We start from the raw sequence: 21580 nt of genomic DNA on the forward strand, positions 1-21580 counted from the left end.
CTCGTTGATGCGGCGAACCGCAGAAACGGAGGAAACTCTCATGCGTATGCGTCACATGATGACCGCCACCGCCCTCACCGCCCTCATGGCCGGGGGCGCGATGGCGCAGGACGATGCGACCGACAACACGATGATGATGGAGGGCATGACGCCGTCCGGCACCACGGTCACCTTCCCCGCGATCAACGTCGCGCAGGACGGATACATCGTGATCCACGAGACCGATGCCGACGGCAATCCGGTCGTGCCGCAATCCATCGCCCATGCCCCGCTGATGGCCGGGCAGAACACAAACGTCGTGGTCGACGTACCCGGCGGCCTCGTCGAGGGAGAGGATTACGTCGCCATGCTCCATGTCGAGGACAACGGCAACTCGACCTACGATTTCGGCGAGGACATGACCGATGTCGACGTCCCGGTGACGGCGGGCGGCGCGCCCGTCACGCGGCTCTTCACCGCCGGGGTCGAGATGACCGGAGACATGGACGTGAACATGGATCCCGCACTGCCGGACGATAGCGATGTCGCCGACGAAGCGGGCGACGAGCCGGGCCTCGATGGCGTGATCGAAGAGAACTTCGACACCGACGCCGAGGCGATGACCGACGACGCGATGACGGAGGATGCGGGTTCGGCCATGGCGACGATGGCGCCGGGCATCACCGTGGCCGGCGGCACGATCAGCGGCTCCACCCTCACGGTGCCGTCCGTCGTGGCCGAACAGGACGGCTATCTCGTGATCCACGCGGTGCTGGACGGCGAGCCCGTCGTTCCGGCCTCGATCGGGCACACGCCCGTCATGGCCGGCCAGAATACCGACGTGGAGGTGACGATCGACTACCCGTTCGTCGCCGGCGAGAACTACGTCGCCATGCTCCACGTCGAGGATAACGGCAACTCGACCTACGATTTCGGCGAGGGCATGACCGAGGTCGACGTGCCGGTCACCTCGAACGGCGCGCCGGTCACCGCGACCTTTGCCGGCGGCGCCATGTGATCGGAGCCTCGCGGCCCCCTGCGGGGCCGGGCAGGGATCGGGCCGCATCCTCCGGGATGCGGCCCTTTTCGTTGGGCGGGCCGCCGCTTCCTGCCGGTGGGCATCTGGCCAAGAGCGGCGCACTGCCCTAATCCTGTGCCGCCCAGATGGGAGGAGCGCCCGATGCCCGACGACCTGTTCAATTCCTTCATGAACGGCCCCGACGAGAAGGGGCGGTTCGGCGATTACGGCGGCCGGTTCGTGTCCGAGACGCTGATGCCGCTGATCCTCGACCTGCAGGCCGAATACGAGAAGGCCAAGACCGACGACAGCTTCTGGGCCGAGATGGACCACCTGTGGAAGCATTATGTCGGCCGCCCCTCGCCGCTCTACTTCGCCGAGCGCCTGACCGAGCATCTGGGCGGCGCGAAGGTCTACATGAAGCGCGACGAGCTGAACCATACCGGCGCGCACAAGATCAACAACGTGCTGGGGCAGATCCTGCTGGCGCGGCGGATGGGCAAGGAGCGCATCATCGCCGAGACCGGCGCCGGCCAGCACGGCGTCGCCACCGCGACGGTCTGCGCCAAGTTCGGCCTGAAATGCGTCGTCTACATGGGTGCGCACGATGTCGAGCGGCAGAAGCCCAACGTCTTCCGCATGAAGCTGCTGGGCGCCGAGGTGATCCCGGTGACCTCGGGCCGCGGCACGCTGAAGGACGCGATGAACGATGCGCTGCGCGACTGGGTGACCAACGTGCGCGACACGTTCTACTGCATCGGCACCGTCGCCGGCCCGCACCCCTACCCGGCGATGGTCCGCGACTTCCAGTCGATCATCGGCACCGAGGCGAAGGCGCAGATGCAGGAGGCCGAGGGCCGTCTGCCGGACACGATCATCGCCGCCATCGGGGGCGGCTCGAACGCGATGGGCCTCTTCTACCCGTTCCTCGACGACAAGGACGTGCGGATCATCGGCGTCGAGGCCGGCGGCAAGGGCGTGACGGCGAAGATGGAGCATTGCGCCTCGCTCACCGGCGGGCGGCCCGGCGTGCTGCACGGCAACCGGACCTACCTGCTGCAGGACGAGGACGGGCAGATCCTGGAGGGATTCAGCATCTCGGCGGGCCTCGACTATCCCGGGATCGGGCCGGAACATGCCTGGCTGCACGATGTCGGCCGGGCGGAATACGTCGCGATCACCGACAAGGAGGCGCTGGAGGCGTTCCAGCTGTGCTGCGCGACGGAAGGGATCATTCCGGCGCTGGAGCCAAGCCACGCGCTCGCCCACGTGATGAAGATCGCGCCGGACCTGCCGAAGGATCACATCATCTGCATGAACATGTGCGGCCGGGGCGACAAGGACATCTTCGCCGTGGCCGACCATCTCGGCTTCGACATGGACCGGTGAGGGGCGCGCCGGGGGCGGCTCCCGCACCCCGGCATCCCATTCCCCGGCGTCCCGTCCGTGCGGTCAGTCCCGCGGCGCCGCCGCGCGCCGCAGCCGGTCGTTGATCGCCCGGCCGAGCCCGGTCTCGGGAATCGGCGAGACCGCGATCCGCTCTGCCCCCATCGCGTCCAGCGCATGCAGCGCGTCGAAGAGTCGCGCGGCCGCCTCGTGCAGGTCGCCCGCTTCCGAAAGGTTGATGGCGGCGCCCGCGGCGGAGCCGAAGCCGAGCAGCGTCTCGCCCGGCTCCGGCGCGGTGACGCCCAGCCGGACGCGGCCGCGCGGCGCGTAATGCGACACGAGCTGCCCCGGCGCGCTGGGGGCCGAGCCGGCATCCGGCGTCCGGTCCAGCGGGCCCAGCATCGCCTCGAGCGCCTCGGCCGGCAGGCCGCCCTCGCGCAGGAGGCGGGGGCGGTCCCCGGCGAGCGACAGGATCGTCGATTCGACGCCCACGCCGCAGGGCCCGCCATCCAGCACCGCGTCGATCCGCCCGCCGAGGCCGTCCATCACATGCGCCGCCCGGGTCGGGCTGATCCGGCCCGAGGGGTTGGCCGAGGGCGCGGCCACTGGCACCCCCGCCGCGCGCAGCAGCGCCTGCGCCAGCGGATGCGCCGGCACGCGGATCGCCAGCGTGTCCAGCCCCGCCGTCACCAGCCGCGAGACCGGCGCCCCGCCGCGCAGCGGCAGGACGAGGGTCAGCGGCCCGGGCCAGAAGGCGGCCGCGACCTCCTCGGCCGCGCGGGGCACCTCGCAGAGCCTCCGCGCCGCGGCGAGGTCCGCGACATGCACGATCAGCGGGTTGAAGCTGGGCCGGCCCTTCGCCGCGTAGATCCCCGCCACGGCGTCGCCGTTCCCGGCATCGGCGCCGAGGCCGTAGACCGTCTCGGTCGGGAAGGCGACGCGCCCCCCGTCCCGGATCAGGGCGGCGGCTCGGGCGAGGCCGGCCGCGTCCGCCGCGAGCAGGACGGTCTCGCGATCTGCATCGGGCATGGCGCGGCTCCGTGATTCATGACGCGGCGTTCGACGTGACCCCCCGGGCGCCGCGCTTCTAGACTCGGTCGCAACGCCGTATCCGGCGGCGCGCCCGAACGCAAAGCCCGCCCGTCCCGCACGAGAGGTGATCCATGCCCTACCGCTCTCCCACCGCCGAGATCCGCTTCGTGCTGAAGCATGTCGCGGGGTTCGACGCCGTCGCGGGGACCGGGCGCTTCGCCGAGGCGACGCCCGAGACGGTGGAGGCGATCCTGTCCGAGGCGGCCCGGCTGGCGGACGAGGTGATCGCCCCGCTGCAGCGCGTGGGCGACACCGACCCCGCCCGGCTGGAGGACGGGATCGTGCGCACGCCGAAGGGGTTCGGCGACGCCTCCGCCGCGATCGGCGCGGGCGGCTGGCTGGGCGTCGCGGCGCCCGGGGAATTCGGCGGCATGGCCCTGCCGCAGACCATCGCCACGGCGGTGAACGACATGTTCTCGGGGGCCTGCCTCTCGCTGGCGCTGAACCCGCTGATGACCCAGGGCCAGATCGAGGCGCTGGAGGCCCATGCCTCGGACGAGATCAAGGCCACCTACCTGCCGAAGCTGATCGCGGGCGAATGGTCCGGCACGATGAACCTGACCGAGCCGCAGGCCGGCTCGGACGTGGGCGCGCTGAAGACGAAGGCCGAGCCGAAGGGCGACGGAACCTACGCGATCACCGGGCAGAAGATCTACATCACCTGGGGCGACAACGACTTCTCCGGGAACATCTGCCACCTCGTCCTCGCCCGTCTGCCGGACGGGCCGGAGGGGACGAAGGGGATCAGCCTCTTCATGGTGCCCAAGTTCCTGCCGGACGCGGACGGCAATCCGGGCGAGCGGAACGCGCTGCGGGTCGTCAGCCTCGAGCACAAGCTGGGCCTGCACGGCTCGCCGACTGCCGTGATGGCCTACGAGGGCGCGACCGGCTGGCTGGTGGGCGAGGCGCATGCCGGGATGGCGGCGATGTTCACCATGATGAACAATGCCCGCGTCGGCGTCGGCGTGCAGGGGATCGGCGTGGCCGAGGCGGCGACCCAGGCCGCGCTGGCCTATGCGCAGGAACGGCGTCAGGGCCGCGCCGGGGGGACCGGGACGATCATCGAGCATGCCGACGTGCGCCGGATGCTGGCCGAGATGCGCGCCGACACCTTCGCCGCGCGTTCGATCGGCTACATGAATTCCGTCGCAATCGACATGGCGACCGCAACGGGGGAGGCGAAGTGGAAGGCGCGCGCCGCCTTCCTGACCCCGATCACCAAGGCCTTCGGCACCGAGACCGGGATCGCGGTCGCGGGGCTCGGCGTGCAGGTCCATGGCGGCATGGGCTTCATCGAGGAGACGGGGGCCGCCCAGTTCCTGCGCGACGTGCGGGTGACGGCGATCTACGAGGGCACGAACGGCATCCAGGCGATGGACCTCGTCGGGCGCAAGCTGATGGACGGGGGCGAGGCCGCGTTCCGGCTGCTGGACGAGATCGAGGCCGGGGCCGAGGCGGCGAAGGCGGCCGGGCTCGCCGATCTCGCCGCGCCGGTCTGGAACGCCGCCGAGTCGCTGCGCGAGGCGACCGAGGCGCTGGTGGAGATGGAGCCGCAGGCCCGCATGGCGGGCGCGGTCGCCTATCTCACGGCCTTTGCCCGGGTGCTGGGGGGGCATGCCCATCTGGCCGCCGCGCGGTCGGGGGACGAGGGGCGCGCCCGTCTCGCCGCCTTCTACATCGCGCGGCTCCTGCCGCAGCACGCCGCCCTGCTGGCACAGGTCGCCGCCGGCGGCGAGACGGTGATGGCGCTGCGGGCGGAGGATTTCGCGGCGTGAGTTCCGGGCGGAGGTCGGGGCCGCGCGCATGGCCGCTGCGGGGGACGGGGCCGCGCGCAGGGGCGCGGCGGCGGTGAACGCCCCGTTCCAGCGCGACGGTTTGCGGTTCCCCTGGGATGCGCCGCCGGAGCCGGGCCGGGCCACCGAGGTGGCCGAGGGCATCCTGTGGATGCGGCTGCCGCTGCCGATGGCGCTCGACCACGTCAACGTCTACGCGCTGGCGGACGAGGACGGCTGGACCATCGTCGATGCCGGCCTGTCCTGGCAGACGGGGCGCGCGCTCTGGGGCGAGTTGCTGGCGGGCCCGCTGGCCGGGCGGCCGGTCGCGCGCGTGCTCGTCACCCATGCCCATCCCGACCATGTCGGCCTCACCGCCTGGCTGGCCCGGGACGGCGCCACGATCCTGATGCCGCGCACCGCCTGGCTGATGGCGCGGATGCTGACGCTCGACGTGCAGGACCGCCCCAGCGCCGAGGCGCGGGCCTTCTGGCGGCTGAACGGGATGGATCCCGCGGAATACGCGCGGCGGCTGGACGAGCGGCCCTTCAACTTCGCCGATTGCGTGGACCTGCTGCCGCCCGGCCACACGCGGCTGGTCGAGGGCGGGATTCTGCGCCTCGCGGGGCGGAGCTGGGACATCCGCATGGGCGACGGCCACGCCCCCGAGCACGCCACCCTCTGGGCGCGGGAGGAGCCGCTGGTGATCGCGGGCGACCAGCTGCTGCCCGGGATCAGCCCCAATATCGGCGTCCATCCGACCGAGCCGGAGGCCGATCCCCTCGGCGAGTGGATCGCGTCCTGCCGGCGACTCGCGCCCCATGCGCGCGAGAACCAGCTCGTCCTGCCGGGGCACAAGCTGCCCTATCGCGGCCTGCCGACGCGGCTCGACCAGCTGGAGGCGAACCATCACGGCGCGCTCGCCCGGCTCGAGGCGCATCTCGCCGAGCCGCGCCGCGGCGGGGAGTGCTTCCCCCCGCTGTTCCGGCGCGAGATCGGGCGCGGCGTCTACGGCCTCGCCTTCGCCGAGACGGTCGCCCACCTGAACCACCTCGTCGCGACCGGCCGCGCCCGGCGCTGGCTGGCGGAGGACGGGGCCTGGCGCTGGCAGGCGAACGCCGCCGCCTGAGCCGGCAACGGGGGAGGGCGCGCGCGCCGGTCGCCGGCGCGCGGTCGACCCCCCTCGTCCCCCAGGCGCGGCGCACCCGGCCCCCCGTCGCAGGGACCGAGATGCCGCGGCCGGCAGGGATGGCCCGAAGCGCGACCCACCGCCCCTCCAACCGCCGCCTGACCCGGGGCGCCGTCCGTCTCCGGCAGCCGGCCCTTCCGGAGCCGCCCCGGGGTCCGGCGCGCCCGGCCCCCTCCTTCGCAGGGACCCGGATACCTCGGCCAGCCGCCGGGGCCCGAGACCCGGCCGGGGCGACGCGCCCCCTTGCCGCGCGCGCCCGCGCCCATACCTCGCCCCCATGAGCGACATCCAGACCACCGCCGAGGCCGAGGAGAACGCGGCTCTGCCCGCGCTCCGCGAGGTCCATGCCGATCCTGCCAGGCCCGCCACCTGCGAGGCCGACCTGCCGCCCGCGATGCGGGGCAAGGCCCCCAAGAGTCCCGCGCGCTGGGCCTACGAGCGCCTGATCCTCTACATCCGCAAGTTCGAGGAGAGGCTCGATTCCGAGCACGAGGTGGCGATGGGGTTCGTCGGCGGCGATGCGGGCGTGCTGCGGATCGAGGGGATGGGCTATTTCGACCCGGACGTGGTGACCTTCTACGGCACCGATCCCGCCGGGGGGCGCACCCAGCTGATCCAGCATGTCACGCAACTCTCGGTGATGCTGCGCGCCCTGCCCAAACCGCAGAGCGCCGAAGCGCCGCGCCGGATCGGCTTCCGCCTCTCGCGCGAGATCGAGCCGGGCGAGGAGGACGGGACCGCGGACGAGGCCGGCGGCGGGGCAGGGGGCGGCGCCGCGCCGCAGGACGGGGGCGCCGCCGGGTCGTGACAGGCCGCGCGCGCGCTGCTATGGGACGCACCGACCCAAGCGAGACGCAGGACCATGGCAGAGCAGCACCACGAACCCGGCACGATGGACATCACCGCGCAGCAACGCGTCTTCCACGGCTTCGTGAAGATGATCACCCGCGCCTCGATCGTCATCGTCGTGCTGCTGATCCTTCTCGCCCTCGTCAACGCCTGAGGCCGGTCCCGGTTTGACCCATCTGACCCGCCGCGCCGCCCTGCTGGGCGGCCTGTCCGCGCTCGCCGCCTGCGCCACCGCGCCCGAGACCTGGGCGCCCGACAGCGCCCTGCGGGGTGCCGCCTATACGGATCCGGGCGGTCCGCTGCTGACGCTCTACACGATGAAGAGCACGTCCTCGGGCGCCGGCAACCATACCGGGCTGATGATCTCGGCCAGCCAGCGGGTGATCTTCGACCCGGCCGGCACGTTCGGCCATCCCTCGATCCCCGAGCGGAACGAGCTGCATTACGGGATCACGCCCCGCATCGCGGCCTTCTACGAAAGCTACCACGCGCGGGCGACCTACTACGTCCTGCGGCAGGACATCCCGGTCAGCGCCGAGGTGGCGGAGCGTGCCTTCGTCCTGGCGCAATCGGCCGGTCCGGTCAGCCAGGCGCGCTGCACGACCGCGGTCAGCCGGATCCTGCGCGACGCGGGCGTGCCGCGCATCCGGTCGACCTTCTTCCCCGGATCGCTCTCGGACCAGGTGGCGCGGCTGCCGGGCGTGCGCGAGACCGAGATCCGCGAGGACGACGATCCCGACAAGGCCGTCGCGCTCGAGACCTTCGACCAGGAGATCCGGGGCTGAGGGCCGCTGCGGACTAGAGCCAGGCCTGCAGCGCCAGCACGGCGTAGAGGGTGACCGCCCCCGCGCCGACCGCCGGCAGCATCGAGCGCCGCCAGAGGCCCACGCCCAGCGTGACAAGCGCCGCCAGCATCCGCGCGGCATCGGGCTCGCCCCCCGTGGCGTCGGGCCAGACGACATAGGGCGCGACGAGCCCCGGCAGGACGGCGACCGGCGTGTAGCGCAGCAGCCGCATCGCGAGGGGCGGCATCTCGCGGTCGCCGATCAGTCCCAGGAACGAGAAGCGGATCAGCCAGCTTCCGGCGCCGAGCGCGGCGATGACGATCCAGATTGTCGCGGCGTCGATGGGCGCGCTCATGCCGCCGCCCTCCGTCCGGCGCGGCGCGCGGTCCAGGTCTCGACCGCGGCGCCGACGGCCATGGCGGCCAGCGCCGCGACCAGAAGCCCCAGCCGGAACGGCAGGACGGCCAGGGCGAGCGCCAGCACGACCGAGGTGACCGCCGCGGCGACATGGGCCAGCGTCTTCAGCGCCGGCGCGATGATGGCGAGGAAGCAGATCGGCACCGCGAAATCGAGCGCCAGCCAGTCGGGCAGGCCCGCCCCGATCAGCGCGCCGATCACGGTGAAGACGTACCACATCGGGCAGACCGGCGTCGCCGCGCCGAGGAAATAGGCCACGCGCTGCCGGACGGTCCAGCCGGGGAAATCCTCGTAGCGGGCCGAGGCGAGCGCGTAGGTCTGGTCGACGTTGAGATAGGCGACCAGCGCCCGCTGCCAGAGCGGCGCGGTCCCGAGGAACGGCGTGAGTGCCGCGGAATACATCGCCATCCGCAGGTTCACCGCCAGCGCGGTCGCGATGACGATCAGGACCGGCACCTGGTCCTGCATCAGCGCGACGGCGGTGAACTGCGCCGCCCCCGCGATCACCACGATCGAGAAGGCGAGCGCCTGCAGGATGTCGAGCCCGGCCTCGGTCGCCACGACGCCGAAGAGCAGGCCGACCGGCGCGATCACCAACAGGAACGGCAGGCCGTCGAGGAAGCCGAGCGTGTAGGGGGATCTTTGCCGGGACATCGGAATGGGCCTAGGGTCGGGATGCCGCGCCGGTCTAGGCGCGGCGGGGGGGATGTGCAATCGCGGGGGCCGGATGGGATCGCGGAGGTGGACGATGCCGGGACGGTGCGCATGAGACAGCCCCCCGGCGTGATCCTTGCCGGCGGCGCGGCCCGGCGGCTGGGCGGCGACAAGGCCGGGGCGCTGCTGCGGGGCCGGCCGCTGCTGGCGCATGTCGCGGACCGGATCGCCCCGCAGGTCGCGGCGCTGGCGGTGAACGGCGATCCCGGCGCGCTCGCCCGGTTCGGGCTGCCGGTCCTGCCCGACCCCCTGCCGGGGCGACCGGGGCCGCTGGCGGGCCTTCTCGCCGCGATGGACTGGGCGGCGGAGCGGGGCGATCGCTGGGTGCTGACCGTGCCCTGCGACACGCCCTTCCTGCCCCCCGACCTCGTGCCCCGCCTGATCCTCGCGGGGGACGAAGGGACGCGCCCCGCCGTTGCCGCCGCCGGCGGGCGGGCGCATCCGGTCATCGGGCTCTGGCCCGCCCGGCTGGCCGGGGCCCTGCGCGCGGCCCTGGGCGGGGACATGGCCCGGATGCGGGACTGGAGTGCTGAGGCGGGCGCGGTCGAGGCACCGTTCCCGGACCCCGCGTCCTTCGCCAACGTCAACACGCCCGGCGATCTCGCCGCGCTGGAGGGGGGATGAGCCCCTTCGACCGGATCGTCGCGATCGACTGGTCGGCCCGCGCCGGTCCCTCGCCGCGTCGGCCGTCCCCCGACGCGATCTTCCTGTGCGAGCGCGGCCCCGGCGGGGCGGATCACCCGGTCTATCTGCGGACCAGGGACGCGGCGATGGAGGCGATCCACGACATCCTGGGCCGCTCGCTGGCGGCGGGGGAAAAGGTGCTGGTCGGCTTCGACTTCGCCTTCGGCTTCCCGCCGGGTTTCGCCCGCGCGCTGACCGGCCGGGCCGAGGCGCTGGCCGTCTGGGACTGGCTGGCCGCGCGGGTGCAGGACGGGCCGGACAACGCGAACGACAGGTTCGAGGTCGCCGCCGAGCTGAACGCATTCTTCCCGGGCGAGGGTCCGTTCTGGGGGCATCCGCCGGGGCGGTCCTGTCCCGGCCTGCCGCGCCTGCGCCCCCCGGGTCACGGCCGCGGCCTGCCGCCGCATCGCCTGACCGAGGGGCGGGCGCCCGGCGCGCAATCGGTGTGGAAGCTCTACACGACCGGCGCGGTCGGCTCGCAGACGCTGCTGGGTCTGCCGCGTCTGGCGGCGTTGCGGCGGCGCTACGGGCCCGACCTGTCCGTCTGGCCGATGGAGAGCGGCTGGCGCGTGCCCGGGGCGCCGATCACCCTCAACGAGATCTATCCCGGCCTGCTGCGGCGCCACGACCCCGCCTGGCTCGTCGAGGCCCTCCCGGAAGAGAGCTACGCCATTCCCGATGCCCGGCAGGTCCGCGCGGTCGTCGATCACCTGGCGGACCTGCCGCCGGCCGCGCTCGCCGCGCTGTTCGGGCCTCCGGCCGGGCTGGACGGCGACGCGGAGCGCGTCGCGCGGGAGGAAGGGTGGATCCTGGGCGTCGATCCGGGCCCCGGATCGGAAACCGGTGCGGGTACCGGGGCCGGGGGCGGCGCGAGATGAGGATCGAGGCGGGCTTCGCCGCGTCGGACCGGCCGGCCCTCGCCGCGATCTACTGGGACGCGTTCGGCGACAAGCTCGGCCGCGCGCTCGGCCCGCGGCGGCGCGCCGAGGCATTCCTCGTCCGCGCGCTGGACCCGGCCCACGCGCTCGTCGCGCGGGGTGCGGGGGGGCAGGTGCTGGGCGTGGCGGGGATCCGCGACGGGGCGGGCGGTCTGGTCGCGGGCCGGCCCGGCGATTTCCTCGCCGCCTACGGCGTCGCCGCGCCGCTGCGCGCGCTCGCCCTCGTCGCGATCCCGCGCGACGTCGACAACGCGCGGTTCCTCGTCGACGGGCTCGCCGTCGCGGCGGGAGCCCGCGGGCAGGGGGTCGGCACGCGGCTCCTCGCCGCGCTGGCGGGGCTGGCGGCCGGCCGGGGCCACCGCGAGATCCGGCTCGACGTGGCCGAGGGCAACCTGCGGGCCCGCGCCCTCTACGAGCGCGAGGGATTCGTCGCGGCCGGCACGCGCCGCCCCGGGCTGGCCGGTCCGCTGCTGGGCCTGCCGCCGACGGTCACCATGGTGCGGCGGCTGGCCTGAGGCCGCGCCCGGCCCGCCCCTAGTCGAACGCCCCGGTGGCCCGGCCGATCAGCATGAAGGCGCGAGCGGTCCGCGTCGTGGCAAGCTGCGCCAGCTCGGCATCCTCGGCCCCGTCCTCGAACTCGACCAGCATCCGGTCGAAATGGCGCAGGAAATGGTGGGCCGTGTCGCGGAAGATCAGGTCCTCGCGCATCCGCGCCGCGACCATCGCGATCGCGGTGCGGTCGTGGATGCCGCCCAGCTGCGCCACGGCGCGGCCCCGCTCGCCCCGCGCGAAGCGGCGCCAGATCTCGGGCCGGGCGCGGTCGGCGGCGAGATCGTCGACATAGATCCCGTCCTGGCTGAGCAGGGTGAGCACGTCCTGCGCCGACTGGATGAGCTGCCGGCCCTTGCGGTCGGACAGGGCGGTGCGCAGGGCGGCGAACCCCTCGGCATCGCCGTCATGGTCGGGGAAGTTCAGCGCCCGGACGAAGAGGGGGCGGGCCAGCGGCTCGACCTGGGCGGCGGCGGCGCCGAGGGCGAGGCTGGCCTGCGCCTCGCCCCCGCGAATGTCCGCTTCCGGCTGCGGCGCCTCGGCGGGCCGGCCGTTCTGCCGGGTCTTCTGCGGGCCGGCGGGGCGGGCGGCGCGGGGCGGCGCGGCCAGGGGCGTGCCCGACCGGCCCGAGACGAGCGCGGCCATGGCCGCCTGCGTGGTCTTGGCCGCATGCGCGATCTCGGCGAGCCGCCTCTCGACCTCGCCGGCCGCGGCGGCGGGCGCGCGCTCGCGCCGGTCCGGGACCTGCAGCGCCTCGACCGTGGCGGCCAGACGCCGCAGCTCGGCGCGGCTCTCGTCCTGCCGTCGCAGCAGCAGCGCGGCGGTGCCCAGCACCGCCCCCGGCCCGAGGATCGCGGCGAGGCCGGTCAGCAGCCCGCGCGCCGTGAGGTCGCCTCCGGCGACCAGCAGGACGAGGCCCAGAACGACCCACGCCGCGCCGAGAAGCGCGGCGATGCGGTCGATCCCGGTGGCGCCGTCCGGACCCGTCCGGCCCGGCGCCTTCACTTGTAGGCGACCTTGAGGATCTCGTAGGACTTCGCCCCGCCGGGGGTGCGGACCTCGACGCTGTCGCCCTCGTCCTTGCCGATCAGGGCGCGGGCGAGGGGGGATTTGACGTTGAGCTTGCCCGCCTCGATGTCGGCCTCGTACTCGCCGACGATCTGGTAGGTCTTCTCCTCGTCGGTATCCTCGTCCACGAGGTCGATCGTGGCGCCGAACTTGATCGGCCCCGACATCTTGGCCGGGTCGATCACGTCGGCGAGGCCGAGCACGCCCTCCAGCTCCTTGATGCGGCCCTCGATGAAGCTCTGCTTCTCCTTGGCCGAATGGTATTCCGCGTTCTCGCTGAGGTCGCCATGCGCGCGCGCCTCGGCGATGGCCGCGATGATCTGCGGGCGCTCGGTGGTCTTGAGCTGCTTCAGCTCGCCCTCGAGCTTGGTGTAGCCGGTGCGGGTCAGCGGGATCTTGTCCATGGACTTGGGTCCTCGGGCGGTTGTGTCACGGAACGAAACCGGGACGGGCCTCGTCTCAGGCGCCGTCCCGCTGCAGATCGTCGGGCAGACATAACAGAACGCGGCCGCGACAAGTCAAGGGCGGCCGGATCGTCCCGACGCCCCGCGCGACCGGGGCGGGGGCTCTCGCGATCGAGAAAGAGACCCCGCGTCGCAGGCGGTTGCGTCCGATTGCGCGGGGGCCGGGGGGATGCCAATGTCCCTCCCCGAGACCGTGATGCCGAAAAGACTGTCCGCAACTGGAGGATCCGATGGCCGAGATGACCCGGGAATCGATGGAATACGACGTCGTGATCGTCGGCGCCGGCCCGGCGGGCCTGTCGGCGGCGATCCGGCTGAAGCAGCTCGATCCCGAACGCTCCGTCGTCGTGCTCGAGAAGGGGTCGGAGGTGGGCGCCCACATCCTGTCGGGCGCGGTGCTGGACCCCGTGGGCCTCGATGCGCTGATCCCCGACTGGAAGGAGAGGGGTGCGCCGCTGAACGTGCCGGTCCGGAAGGACAACTTCTACCTGCTGGGGCAGGGCGGCAAGCTGCGGATCCCGAACGGCCCGATGCCGCCGCTGATGAAGAACCACGGCAACTACATCGTCTCGATGGGCAATGTCTGCCGCTGGATGGCCGAGCAGGCCGAGGCGCTGGGCGTCGAGATCTTCCCCGGCATGGCCTGCAGCGAGATCGTATGGGACGGGGACAGGGTCGCCGGCGTCGTCGCGGGCGAGATGGGGCGGGGGGCCGACGGCGAGCCCGGCCCGAACTACGAGCCGGGGATGGAGCTGCTGGGCAAGTACGTCTTCCTCGGCGAGGGGGTGCGCGGCTCGCTCTCCCGGCAGGTGATCGTCAAGCTCGGCCTCGATGCCGGGGCCGAGCCGCAGAAATACGGCCTCGGCATGAAGGAGATCTGGGAGATCGACCCCGAGAAGCACGCCGAGGGCACCGTCACCCACACGATGGGCTGGCCCCTGAGCGAGAGCGGCGCGGGCGGCGGGTCGTTCATCTACCATCTCGAGAACAACCAGGTCTATGTCGGCTTCGTCGTGCATCTGGGCTACGAGAACCCGCATGTCTTTCCCTACATGGAATTCCAGCGGTTCAAGCATCACCCGATGGTCGCCGAGCTGCTGAAGGGCGGCAAGCGCGTCGCCTACGGGGCGCGCGCGATCAGCGAAGGGGGCTGGCAGTCGCTGCCTCGGGTCGCCTTTGCCGGCGGCGCGCTGCTGGGCTGCGCGGCCGGAATGGTCAACGTCCCCCGGATCAAGGGCAACCACAACGCCATGCTCTCGGGGATGCACGCCGCCGAGGCCGCGCACGAGGCGCTGGAGGCCGGCCGCGCGGGCGATGTGCTGGGGGCCTACGAGAGCGCGGTGCGGACCGGCCCGATCGCGGCGGACCTGAAACCCGTGCGGAACGTCAAGCCGCTCTGGTCGCGCTACGGCCTCGCCGCCTCGCTCGCGCTGGGCGGGCTCGACATGTGGACGAACACGTTGGGCTTCTCGGCCCTCGGCACGCTGGGCCACGGCAAGTCCGACGCCGACGCGACCGGCAAGGCCGGGGATTTCCGCAGGATCGACTATCCGAAACCGGACGGCACGCTGTCCTTCGACCGGCTGACCAACGTCGCCTATTCCTTCACCAACCACGAGGAAAACCAGCCGGCGCATCTGAAGCTCAAGGATCCGGACGTTCCGGTGCAGGTCGACTGGAAGGAATATGCCGGCCCGTCCACGCGCTACTGCCCGGCCGGCGTCTACGAATTCGTGGGCGAAGGGGACGACGTGCGGTTCCAGATCAACTTCCAGAACTGCGTCCACTGCAAGACCTGCGACATCAAGGACCCGGCGCAGAACATCGTCTGGACTGTGCCGCAGGGCGGCGACGGGCCGAACTATCCGAACATGTGAGCGGGGCGGCGGTCGGGGCGGGGCCTTGACCCGGCCCGCCGCTTCCCGGAATGTGAGCCCCGACGGGGCGGTCCGCGAGGTGCGCGGACCCTGACACCCTGCCCGCTGCTGGCCCCCATTTCCTCGGGGGGCCGAAGGGGCCCGGCGCCAGCCGACCCCGGCGGAACCCAGAGGAGACGACCCCATGGACACCCTGCGCCAGAACGACCCGGCCGAGATCATCGCCGCCGACAAGGCCCATGTCTGGCACCACATGATGCAGCACAAGCATCTCGAGACGACCGATCCGCAGATCATCGTCGAGGGCAAGGGGCTGCGCGTCTGGGACATCACCGGCAAGGAGCATATCGACGCCGTCGCCGGCGGCGTCTGGACGGTGAACGTCGGCTACGGCCGGACCGAGATCGCCGACGCCGTGCGCGACGCGCTGGTCACGATGAACTACTTCGCCGGGTCCAAGGGATCGATCGCCGGGGCGCGCTTCTCGCAGCGGCTGGTCGAGAAGATGCCGGGTCTCGCCCGCGTCTACCTCGCCAATTCGGGGTCCGAGGCGAACGAGAAGGCGTTCAAGATGGTGCGCCAGATCGCGCACAAGCACCATGGCGGGCGCAAGCACAAGATCCTCTACCGCAACCGCGACTATCACGGCACGACCGTCGCCTGCCTCTCCGCCGGCGGCCAGCACGAGCGCAACGCGCAATACGGGCCGATGGCGCCCGGCTTCGTCGAGGTGCCGCATTGCCTGGAATACCGGGCCGCCGACCAGGGCGCCCCGACCGAGAATTACGGCGAATGGGCCGCCGACCAGATCGAGCAGGTGATCCTGCGCGAGGGGCCGGACAGTGTCGGCGCGCTCTGCCTCGAGCCGATCACGGCCGGCGGCGGCATCATCGTCCCGCCCACGGGCTACTGGGACAAGGTCCAGGACATCTGCGCCCGCCATAACGTCCTGCTGCATATCGACGAGGTGGTCTGCGGCATGGGCCGGACCGGCACCTGGTTCGGCTACCAGCAGTTCGGCGTGAAGCCCGACATCGTCACGATGGCGAAGGGCGTCGCCTCGGGCTACGCCGCGATCTCGTGCTGCGTCACGACCGAGGACGTGTTCCAGCAATTCACCGATGCCAGCGATCCGATGGCGCTGTTCCGCGACATCTCGACCTTCGGCGGCTGCATCTCGGGCCCGGTCGCGGCGCTCGAGAACATGGACATCCTCGAACGCGAGGGGCTGCTGAAGAACTCCGAGGAGATGGGCGCCTGGTTCAAGGGCCAGCTCGAGGGGCTGATGGACAAGCACGAGGTGGCCGGCGACGTCCGGGGCATGGGCCTCTTCGCGGGGGTCGAGCTGGTCTCGGACCGCGAGACGAAGCAGCCCGCCGACGAGGCGAAGGTGCAGCAGGTCGTGGCGCATTGCCTGAAGAACGGCGTCATCATCGGCGCGACCAACCGCTCGGTCCCCGGCTACAACAACACGCTCGTCTTCGCTCCGGCGCTGATCGCGACGAAGGACGACCTCGGCCGGGTGGTCGAGGCGGTGGATGCCGCGCTGGGCGATGTCTTCGCCTGAGGACCTTACCCCCGATCCCCCGGGGCCCCGCGCGGCCCGGGAGGGCGCCAGTTTCGAGACCCGCCTGAACGCGCTGGGCCAGCCTGTCGGCTGGCCCGTCGACAGGCGGTCGCCGGTTCCCCGCCCGGCGCGCACACCCATGGTCGGTCGGTGGTGCCGGCTGGACCCGTTGGCGCGGGGCGACCTGCCGGCGCTGTTCGACGCCTTCGCCGAGGATCGGGACGGGGAGGGCTGGACCTACCTGCCGCACGGCCCCTTCGACGGCGCGGAGGATTTCGCCGCCGACATGGCGCCCCGGATCGGCGGGGACGACCCGATCTTCTTCACGATCCGGGCGGAAGGGCGGCCGGTGGGTCATGCCGCCTATCTGCGGATCGACCCGGGCAGCGCGGCGGTGGAGGTGGGGTTCATCCACTACGCCCCGGCCCTGCAGCGCCGCCCCGCCGCGACCGAGGCGATGGCGCTGATGATGGCCCGCGCCTTCGAGACCGGCTACCGCCGCTACGAGTGGAAATGCGACGCCCTCAACGCGCCGTCCCGCCGCGCGGCGGAGCGGCTGGGCTTCACCTACGAGGGCACGTTCCGGCAGGCGACCCATTACAAGGGGCGCAATCGCGACACGGCCTGGTTCTCGATCCTCGACCGCGAATGGCCGGCGCGGCGGGTCCGCCTCGCGGCCTGGCTGGACCCGGCGAATTTCGACGCCGAGGGACGGCAGCGGGCGCGGCTCTAGTCCGGCGCCCTGCCCGCGCCGCCGTCCAGCAGGTCCTCGACGAACCAGGCGGCGAACTGGGCGCGGCCGCTCACCCCCGCCTTGGCGTAGATCCGGGCGAGCTGCGCCCGCACGGTGCCCTGCGCCGCGCCGCGCAGCGTAGCGATCTCGGCCACGTCGAGCCCCTTGAGCGCGAAGAAGCCCACGTCGCGTTCGGCCGGGGTCAGGCCCCAGCTCTCGAACTGGCCTTCGACCAGCCGCGCGAAATCGCCCCGCGCCGCCTCCAGCGCGACGCCCTGCCGCCGCAGCCGCTCCAGCGTCCGGCCGAGCTGGCGGGCGGCGAAGACGATCCCCGCGACGAGGGTCAGGGCAACGAGGAACTCCATCACCGTATGGGGGCCGAGCGGCTCGCCCTCGAGATCGGCGATCGCGTCGGCCACGAAGTAGAGCGCGGCGAGGGACTGGACCAGCAGGTACGAGGCGAGGGCGGTCGCCCGCCCCCGTCCTGCTTTCCCGTCCGCGCCGCTCACCGCGAGCGGCCCCGGATCATCGGCCGCACGAGGTTGCGCCCCAGGGCACGGCTCTCGATCACCACGCCCGCGACATGCAGCAGGGCCAGGACGAGGATCAGGTTCGCCGCCACGTCGTGCAGCTCTCCCGCGATCCTCGCATCCGTGCGGTCACGCTCGCCCTCCTCGGCGGCGTTGTCCACCAGCACCGACCAGTCGCCCGCCGCCACGGCGGCCTTCTCCTCGGCAATGGCGATCGGGCTGCGGCCGCCGGTCATCACGAGGCCGGAGCCGACGATCGCGGCGAGCGTGATCCACAGCGCGTAAACCATCGCCGCGCCGGCGGGGTTGTGCGAGGGGTAGTCGCGCAGCCGGCCGCGGACCAGGTCGGCCAGGTGCGACATCGTCGCCCGTGGATCCGGGGGAAAGGCGCTGAACCGCGCCTCGTGGGGGCCGACGAAGCCCCAGACCAGCCGCAGCAAGAGGAGCGCCATCAGGCCCCAGCCGATCCAGACATGCGCGGCGCTGCCCGGCCGGGTGACGAAGTGGTTGACCACGACCGCCAGCGCGACGGACCAGTGGGTGAGACGCACCACCGGGTCCCAGGGGTCGGGCGGCGCGATCGCGCCGCCCGTCTCCCCGGGGCCGGCCGTGCGGAAGGCCGGCCCGGGCATCAATCCTCGTCCTTGATCTGGGCGACGGTGCCGTCGGCGGGGTCGATGTAGACCTCCCACATCTTGCCGGTCTCGTCGGTGCACTTGGCCTCGATCATGCCGTCCTCGGCCTCGAACTCGTCGACCGTGCAGCCGAATCCGGCCAGCGCGGCAGTGGCGTCCTCGGGGTTGGTGCCGACCATGTCGCCGACCTGCGGCATGGCGGCCGCGGCCAGCGGCAGCGCGGCGAGGGCGAGGGCGGAGAGGAGAATCCTGGTGGTCATGGCGCGATCCTTTTCGCGAAGGGTTGGATGCGGCCCGCCGGCATCGTCGCCGGGCTCGCCGTGCCCTTCACCTGCCGCGCCGCCCGGCCCGGCGCCATCCGTCGGGCGCTGCTTCGGCGGCGCGTAAGCGGGCGCTTATGCCGTGAAGACAGGGGAATCGCGGGGGACGCGTGGCGGGGGAGGCGCGCCGCCGGACCGGAATCGTGCGCCGGGCGGCGCGGCGCGCCAGGTGCCGCATGCCGGCGGCGCGGCCGTCCTATTCGGTCGCCGAGCTCTCGATCGGTTCGACCGTTTCCCAGGCCAGCCAGGAATGGTGACCGTTCGCGCGCAGGACCGCCCCGTCGCCGCCGGGCGACAGGTAGAATCGCTGGCCGTAGAGACCGTCGATCACCGTGTAGTCGAGTGAGGGGAGGATGCGGCCGCGCGGGCCGTGGGCCGAACCGGCGCAGACCGTCTCGCCGCAGCGGGCGAAGGTGTAGCTGCGCAGCTCGCCTCGGGAGTCGGTGGTCAGTACCGCGACGGGGCCCGATTCGAACGGGAAATCCTGGAACACGTCCGCGTAGGTGCGGCCGATCTCGGCGCGGAGGGCGCGCCACTCCATGCTCTCCTCCTCCGGCAGCTGGACGGAGGGGGCCGCGCAGGCGGCGAGGAGGGCGAGGGCGGCAAGCGCCGGGAAGGTGGGTGTCCTCATGTCAGCCAAGGTAGACGTCCCTCCCCCGGCGGCAACCCGGCCGGGGGAGGGGGCGGCTCAGGTGCTGAGCCGGCTGATCTCTTCCTTCAGCTGGAGCTTCTGCTTCTTGAGCTTCGCGATCTCGAGTCCGTCGGCGGCCGGGGAGCGGTGCGCCTCTTCCACCTGGGCGGACAGCGTCTGGTGCTTCTTCCTCAGTTCGGCGACATGCGACGTCAGGCTCATCGTGGCACTCCTCTGGTTGTCGGTCCGACCAGTGCAGCACATGACGTTGATTCTGTCACGCCGCACGGCAGAACCTTGCCGGTTTCGAGAGAGTGACGACCGAATCTTGCCGAAGTCTTAATCGGTCCAGGGGAAAGGGGCGCCATCCTTGAGAATCGCGTCAACCCCCGGGGCGAAGCCGTCCCGGTCCGAGCGATGTGCGGCGCCCTCGTGCAGGACGAGCGGGGGCAGCAGGCGGAAGGCGCCGCGCCCCTCGCGCATCGCCCGCAGGACGAACCGTCCCGGGGCCCGTCCCGCCCGGCCGGCCAGGGGGCGCACCGCGATGCCGCCGAGCCGCCCCTCGCAGGCCGAGAGCGCCTCCGGCAGGCACTCGATCCGCGCGATCAGGGTGAAGGTGCCGCGCGGCAGCAGGCGCCGCGCCCCGGCGGCGACCCAGTCCCTCAGCGGGACCGGGCCGCCGAAGGCGAGGTCGCGGCCCGCATCGGGCGACGGCAGTCCGGCCCGGCGGTCGAACCAGGGCGGGTTGGCGAGGACGTGGTGGAACCGGCGCTCCTTCAGCGCGCGCGGCATGGCGGCGACCGACCCCTCGACGATGTCGAGCCCGTTCGCCCGGGCGAGGGCGGCGTAGGCGGGCTGCACCTCCAGCCCCGTCACCGCCAGACCGGGCACACGTGCGGCGAGGCAGAGCGCGGCCACGCCGGCGCCGCAGCCCAGCTCCAGCGCCGTCTCGCCCGGCCGGGCCGTCACGGCCGCGGCCAGCAGCACCGCGTCCGGTCCCGAGCGGAAGCCGCGCGCGGGCTGCAGGGCCATCACCCGCCCGCCGAGAAAGGCGTCGCGGGTCGTCCCGCCCTCAGCGGCCGAGGTCGATGCCATTGTCCCGCATCACCCGCTCGGCCCGGATCAGGTCGCCGTCGCGGACCATCAGGCGGCGCGGCAATACGCCGATGGACCCCTCGAGCACGCTCATGTTTACGTCCAGCGGGAAGCAATCTATACCCTCGCCCTCCAGAAGGGCGCTCGCGAAGGGGATCACGGTGGGGTCTGTCGTGCGCAGAAGCTCTTTCATATCCAGCGACCTAGGCCCCCGCGCGGGGCGGCACAAGACGAGGGCCGCATGAGCCTCGACGAGCCCGAATCCCGGCCGCATGCCCGCCTGGCGGCGCTGCTGTCGGACGACCTCGCGGCGGTGAACGCGACGATCCGCGAGCGGATGGCGTCGCGGCACGCGCCGCGCATCCCCGAGGTGACGGCCCATCTGATCGAGGCGGGGGGAAAGCGGCTGCGGCCGATGCTGACCCTGGCCAGCGCGCGGATGCTGGGCCATGACGGGCCGCATCACGTCACGCTCGCCGCGACGGTGGAGTTCATCCATACCGCGACGCTGCTGCACGACGACGTGGTGGACGAGAGCACGCAGCGCCGCGGCCGGCCGACCGCGAACCTGCTGTGGGACAACCGCTCCAGCGTGCTGGTGGGCGACTACCTCTTCGCCCGGTCCTTCCAGCTGATGGTCGAGACGGGGTCGCTGCGGGTGCTGTCGATCCTGTCCGACGCCGCCGCCACGATCGCCGAGGGCGAGGTGCTGCAGCTGACCGCCGCCCGCAACCTCGCCACGACCGAGGAGACCTACCTGCAGGTCGCGCGCGGCAAGACCGCGGCGCTGTTCTCGGCCGCGACCGAGGTCGGGGCGGTGATCGCCGGCGCCCCGGACGACGTGACCCGCGCGATGTGGACCTACGGCGACGCGCTGGGCATCGCTTTCCAGATCGCGGACGACCTGCTGGACTGGGGCGAGGGGGCCGAGATCGGCAAGCGGACGGGCGACGACCTGCGCGAGGGCAAGCTGACGCTGCCGGTGATCCGCGCCATCGCCGCCGCGGACGGGGACGAACGCGCCTTCTGGGCCCGCACCATCGGTCGCGGCAAGGTCGAGGACGGCGATTACGAGGTCGCGCTCGGCCTGCTGAACGCGCATGGCACGCTCGCCTCGACCCGCGACGACGCGCGGGCCTGGGCGGCCAGGGCGGTGACGGCGCTGGAGGCGGCCCCGGACCACCCGATCCGGCACCTTCTGGCGGATATCGCCGGTTACGTGGTGGCGCGTCTGAACTAGGGGGCCGAAGGGGGGGGCCGCCGGCGCGGCCCCGCCATCGGGTGCCTG

At 72.6% G+C, this 21580-nt stretch carries 26 protein-coding genes; 14 read left to right on the top strand and 12 right to left on the bottom strand.

Annotation, left to right across the window (positions count from 1 at the left end):
* The first annotated feature begins 40 nt into the window (after window positions 1-40).
* Complete coding sequence (locus tag BUE30_RS09050; protein WP_139300521.1) at window positions 41-997, top strand: DUF7282 domain-containing protein; 957 nt, start codon at window positions 41-43, stop codon at window positions 995-997.
* Window positions 998-1159: 162 nt separating this feature from the next.
* Complete coding sequence (gene trpB, locus BUE30_RS09055; RefSeq protein ID WP_073328954.1) at window positions 1160-2386, top strand: tryptophan synthase subunit beta; 1227 nt, start codon at window positions 1160-1162, stop codon at window positions 2384-2386.
* 63 nt (window positions 2387-2449) lie between these two features.
* On the opposite strand, the gene BUE30_RS09060 is transcribed toward trpB, so the two are convergent.
* Complete coding sequence (locus BUE30_RS09060) at window positions 2450-3412, bottom strand: L-threonylcarbamoyladenylate synthase (protein ID WP_073328959.1); 963 nt, start codon at window positions 3410-3412, stop codon at window positions 2450-2452.
* A 134-nt stretch (window positions 3413-3546) separates the two neighbouring features.
* Here BUE30_RS09060 and BUE30_RS09065 point away from each other — a divergent pair, with 134 nt between their 5' ends.
* The 5 genes from BUE30_RS09065 (at window position 3547) to BUE30_RS09085 (ending at window position 8070) form a co-directional block, all read left to right on the top strand.
* Window positions 3547-5250: an acyl-CoA dehydrogenase gene (locus BUE30_RS09065; RefSeq protein ID WP_073328963.1), complete on the top strand. Its 1704-nt coding sequence runs from the start codon at window positions 3547-3549 to the stop codon at window positions 5248-5250.
* Window positions 5251-5278: 28 nt separating this feature from the next.
* Entirely contained in the window at window positions 5279-6376 is a 1098-nt protein-coding gene (locus tag BUE30_RS09070; protein ID WP_083601292.1) for an MBL fold metallo-hydrolase, read from the top strand.
* A gap of 337 nt (window positions 6377-6713) precedes the next feature.
* A complete protein-coding gene (locus BUE30_RS09075) occupies window positions 6714-7244 on the top strand; it encodes a DUF6173 family protein (protein ID WP_073328968.1) in 531 nt (176 codons plus the stop codon).
* Between the two features lie 54 nt (window positions 7245-7298).
* The gene (locus tag BUE30_RS09080) at window positions 7299-7439 is read left to right on the top strand and encodes an aa3-type cytochrome c oxidase subunit IV (protein WP_073328973.1); all 141 of its coding nucleotides are present in this window, start codon (window positions 7299-7301) and stop codon (window positions 7437-7439) included.
* A gap of 13 nt (window positions 7440-7452) precedes the next feature.
* Window positions 7453-8070: a hypothetical protein gene (locus tag BUE30_RS09085; protein WP_244526317.1), complete on the top strand. Its 618-nt coding sequence runs from the start codon at window positions 7453-7455 to the stop codon at window positions 8068-8070.
* A gap of 13 nt (window positions 8071-8083) precedes the next feature.
* Here the strand turns inward: BUE30_RS09085 and BUE30_RS09090 are convergent, their stop codons facing one another.
* Window positions 8084-8425: an AzlD domain-containing protein gene (locus tag BUE30_RS09090; protein WP_073328978.1), complete on the bottom strand. Its 342-nt coding sequence runs from the start codon at window positions 8423-8425 to the stop codon at window positions 8084-8086.
* The gene (locus tag BUE30_RS09095; protein ID WP_073328983.1) at window positions 8422-9141 is read right to left on the bottom strand and encodes an AzlC family ABC transporter permease; all 720 of its coding nucleotides are present in this window, start codon (window positions 9139-9141) and stop codon (window positions 8422-8424) included. The genes BUE30_RS09090 and BUE30_RS09095 overlap by 4 nt, the downstream gene beginning before the upstream one ends.
* Before the next feature lie 111 nt (window positions 9142-9252).
* Here BUE30_RS09095 and mobA point away from each other — a divergent pair, with 111 nt between their 5' ends.
* Genes mobA through BUE30_RS09110 form a run of 3 tightly spaced genes read left to right on the top strand, consistent with a single transcriptional unit; the run spans window position 9253 to window position 11338 of the window.
* Window positions 9253-9825 carry a molybdenum cofactor guanylyltransferase MobA gene (mobA, locus tag BUE30_RS09100; RefSeq protein WP_073330229.1) on the top strand — a complete coding sequence of 191 codons (573 nt, stop codon included), beginning with the start codon at window positions 9253-9255 and terminating at the stop codon, window positions 9823-9825.
* Entirely contained in the window at window positions 9822-10763 is a 942-nt protein-coding gene (locus BUE30_RS09105) for a hypothetical protein (protein WP_073328988.1), read from the top strand. Before mobA ends, BUE30_RS09105 begins: the two co-directional genes overlap by 4 nt.
* Window positions 10760-11338, top strand: a complete 579-nt coding sequence (locus tag BUE30_RS09110; RefSeq protein WP_073328993.1) for a GNAT family N-acetyltransferase — start codon at window positions 10760-10762, stop codon at window positions 11336-11338. Before BUE30_RS09105 ends, BUE30_RS09110 begins: the two co-directional genes overlap by 4 nt.
* Window positions 11339-11357: 19 nt before the next feature.
* Here BUE30_RS09110 and BUE30_RS09115 read toward each other — a convergent pair whose 3' ends face one another.
* Together BUE30_RS09115 and greA are read right to left on the bottom strand one after the other, a co-directional pair.
* Window positions 11358-12377, bottom strand: a complete 1020-nt coding sequence (locus BUE30_RS09115) for a hypothetical protein (RefSeq protein ID WP_073328998.1) — start codon at window positions 12375-12377, stop codon at window positions 11358-11360.
* Window positions 12374-12844, bottom strand: a complete 471-nt coding sequence (gene greA, locus BUE30_RS09120; protein WP_073329003.1) for a transcription elongation factor GreA — start codon at window positions 12842-12844, stop codon at window positions 12374-12376. Before greA ends, BUE30_RS09115 begins: the two co-directional genes overlap by 4 nt.
* Window positions 12845-13134: 290 nt before the next feature.
* Between greA and BUE30_RS09125 the strand changes: the two genes are divergently transcribed.
* The 3 genes from BUE30_RS09125 to BUE30_RS09135 all read left to right on the top strand — a co-directional run bounded on the left by BUE30_RS09125 (window position 13135) and on the right by BUE30_RS09135 (window position 17081).
* Window positions 13135-14781 (top strand): electron transfer flavoprotein-ubiquinone oxidoreductase, encoded by a 1647-nt coding sequence (locus tag BUE30_RS09125; RefSeq protein ID WP_073329007.1) that lies wholly within the window; start codon window positions 13135-13137, stop codon window positions 14779-14781.
* Between the two features lie 184 nt (window positions 14782-14965).
* Entirely contained in the window at window positions 14966-16348 is a 1383-nt protein-coding gene (locus BUE30_RS09130; protein ID WP_073329011.1) for an aminotransferase family protein, read from the top strand.
* A 169-nt stretch (window positions 16349-16517) separates the two neighbouring features.
* Window positions 16518-17081 (top strand): GNAT family N-acetyltransferase, encoded by a 564-nt coding sequence (locus tag BUE30_RS09135; protein ID WP_244526318.1) that lies wholly within the window; start codon window positions 16518-16520, stop codon window positions 17079-17081.
* Here the strand turns inward: BUE30_RS09135 and BUE30_RS09140 are convergent.
* The 7 genes from BUE30_RS09140 to BUE30_RS09170 form a co-directional block, all read right to left on the bottom strand.
* Entirely contained in the window at window positions 17078-17590 is a 513-nt protein-coding gene (locus BUE30_RS09140) for a helix-turn-helix transcriptional regulator (RefSeq protein ID WP_073329015.1), read from the bottom strand. The two genes, BUE30_RS09135 and BUE30_RS09140, sit on opposite strands and share 4 nt — an antisense overlap.
* Window positions 17587-18243 carry a cytochrome b/b6 domain-containing protein gene (locus BUE30_RS09145; RefSeq protein WP_073329019.1) on the bottom strand — a complete coding sequence of 219 codons (657 nt, stop codon included), beginning with the start codon at window positions 18241-18243 and terminating at the stop codon, window positions 17587-17589. The genes BUE30_RS09140 and BUE30_RS09145 overlap by 4 nt, the downstream gene beginning before the upstream one ends.
* Window positions 18243-18506 carry a PepSY domain-containing protein gene (locus tag BUE30_RS09150; protein WP_073329024.1) on the bottom strand — a complete coding sequence of 88 codons (264 nt, stop codon included), beginning with the start codon at window positions 18504-18506 and terminating at the stop codon, window positions 18243-18245. Before BUE30_RS09150 ends, BUE30_RS09145 begins: the two co-directional genes overlap by 1 nt.
* A 256-nt stretch (window positions 18507-18762) precedes the next feature.
* Entirely contained in the window at window positions 18763-19206 is a 444-nt protein-coding gene (locus BUE30_RS09155; protein ID WP_139300522.1) for a hypothetical protein, read from the bottom strand.
* 48 nt (window positions 19207-19254) lie between these two features.
* On the bottom strand, window positions 19255-19419 hold the full coding sequence (locus BUE30_RS09160; protein WP_073329035.1) for a YdcH family protein: 165 nt from the start codon (window positions 19417-19419) through the stop codon (window positions 19255-19257).
* A gap of 117 nt (window positions 19420-19536) precedes the next feature.
* Window positions 19537-20292 (bottom strand): tRNA1(Val) (adenine(37)-N6)-methyltransferase, encoded by a 756-nt coding sequence (locus BUE30_RS09165; protein ID WP_073329040.1) that lies wholly within the window; start codon window positions 20290-20292, stop codon window positions 19537-19539.
* A complete protein-coding gene (locus BUE30_RS09170; protein ID WP_073330235.1) occupies window positions 20270-20485 on the bottom strand; it encodes a putative signal transducing protein in 216 nt (71 codons plus the stop codon). The genes BUE30_RS09165 and BUE30_RS09170 overlap by 23 nt, the downstream gene beginning before the upstream one ends.
* A gap of 48 nt (window positions 20486-20533) precedes the next feature.
* On the opposite strand from BUE30_RS09170, the gene BUE30_RS09175 reads away from it, so the two are divergent.
* A complete protein-coding gene (locus tag BUE30_RS09175) occupies window positions 20534-21532 on the top strand; it encodes a polyprenyl synthetase family protein (protein WP_073329045.1) in 999 nt (332 codons plus the stop codon).
* The last annotated feature ends 48 nt before the right edge of the window (window positions 21533-21580 follow it).

Source organism: Wenxinia saemankumensis (genome assembly GCF_900141735.1).
GTDB lineage: Bacteria > Pseudomonadota > Alphaproteobacteria > Rhodobacterales > Rhodobacteraceae > Wenxinia > Wenxinia saemankumensis.

Coding starts and splice junctions, on each gene's coding strand:
- BUE30_RS09125 (WP_073329007.1), top strand. CDS start 13,135: ATGGCCGAGATGACCCGGGAATCGATGGAATACGACGTCGTGATCGTC.
- BUE30_RS09130 (WP_073329011.1), top strand. CDS start 14,966: ATGGACACCCTGCGCCAGAACGACCCGGCCGAGATCATCGCCGCCGAC.
- BUE30_RS09175 (WP_073329045.1), top strand. CDS start 20,534: ATGAGCCTCGACGAGCCCGAATCCCGGCCGCATGCCCGCCTGGCGGCG.
- BUE30_RS09150 (WP_073329024.1), bottom strand. CDS start 18,506: ATGACCACCAGGATTCTCCTCTCCGCCCTCGCCCTCGCCGCGCTGCCG.
- greA (WP_073329003.1), bottom strand. CDS start 12,844: ATGGACAAGATCCCGCTGACCCGCACCGGCTACACCAAGCTCGAGGGC.
- BUE30_RS09070 (WP_083601292.1), top strand. CDS start 5,279: ATGGCCGCTGCGGGGGACGGGGCCGCGCGCAGGGGCGCGGCGGCGGTG.
- mobA (WP_073330229.1), top strand. CDS start 9,253: ATGAGACAGCCCCCCGGCGTGATCCTTGCCGGCGGCGCGGCCCGGCGG.
- BUE30_RS09170 (WP_073330235.1), bottom strand. CDS start 20,485: ATGAAAGAGCTTCTGCGCACGACAGACCCCACCGTGATCCCCTTCGCG.
- BUE30_RS09090 (WP_073328978.1), bottom strand. CDS start 8,425: ATGAGCGCGCCCATCGACGCCGCGACAATCTGGATCGTCATCGCCGCG.
- BUE30_RS09095 (WP_073328983.1), bottom strand. CDS start 9,141: ATGTCCCGGCAAAGATCCCCCTACACGCTCGGCTTCCTCGACGGCCTG.
- BUE30_RS09145 (WP_073329019.1), bottom strand. CDS start 18,243: ATGCCCGGGCCGGCCTTCCGCACGGCCGGCCCCGGGGAGACGGGCGGC.
- BUE30_RS09075 (WP_073328968.1), top strand. CDS start 6,714: ATGAGCGACATCCAGACCACCGCCGAGGCCGAGGAGAACGCGGCTCTG.
- trpB (WP_073328954.1), top strand. CDS start 1,160: ATGCCCGACGACCTGTTCAATTCCTTCATGAACGGCCCCGACGAGAAG.
- BUE30_RS09080 (WP_073328973.1), top strand. CDS start 7,299: ATGGCAGAGCAGCACCACGAACCCGGCACGATGGACATCACCGCGCAG.
- BUE30_RS09160 (WP_073329035.1), bottom strand. CDS start 19,419: ATGAGCCTGACGTCGCATGTCGCCGAACTGAGGAAGAAGCACCAGACG.
- BUE30_RS09110 (WP_073328993.1), top strand. CDS start 10,760: ATGAGGATCGAGGCGGGCTTCGCCGCGTCGGACCGGCCGGCCCTCGCC.
- BUE30_RS09105 (WP_073328988.1), top strand. CDS start 9,822: ATGAGCCCCTTCGACCGGATCGTCGCGATCGACTGGTCGGCCCGCGCC.
- BUE30_RS09165 (WP_073329040.1), bottom strand. CDS start 20,292: ATGGCATCGACCTCGGCCGCTGAGGGCGGGACGACCCGCGACGCCTTT.
- BUE30_RS09050 (WP_139300521.1), top strand. CDS start 41: ATGCGTATGCGTCACATGATGACCGCCACCGCCCTCACCGCCCTCATG.
- BUE30_RS09065 (WP_073328963.1), top strand. CDS start 3,547: ATGCCCTACCGCTCTCCCACCGCCGAGATCCGCTTCGTGCTGAAGCAT.
- BUE30_RS09060 (WP_073328959.1), bottom strand. CDS start 3,412: ATGCCCGATGCAGATCGCGAGACCGTCCTGCTCGCGGCGGACGCGGCC.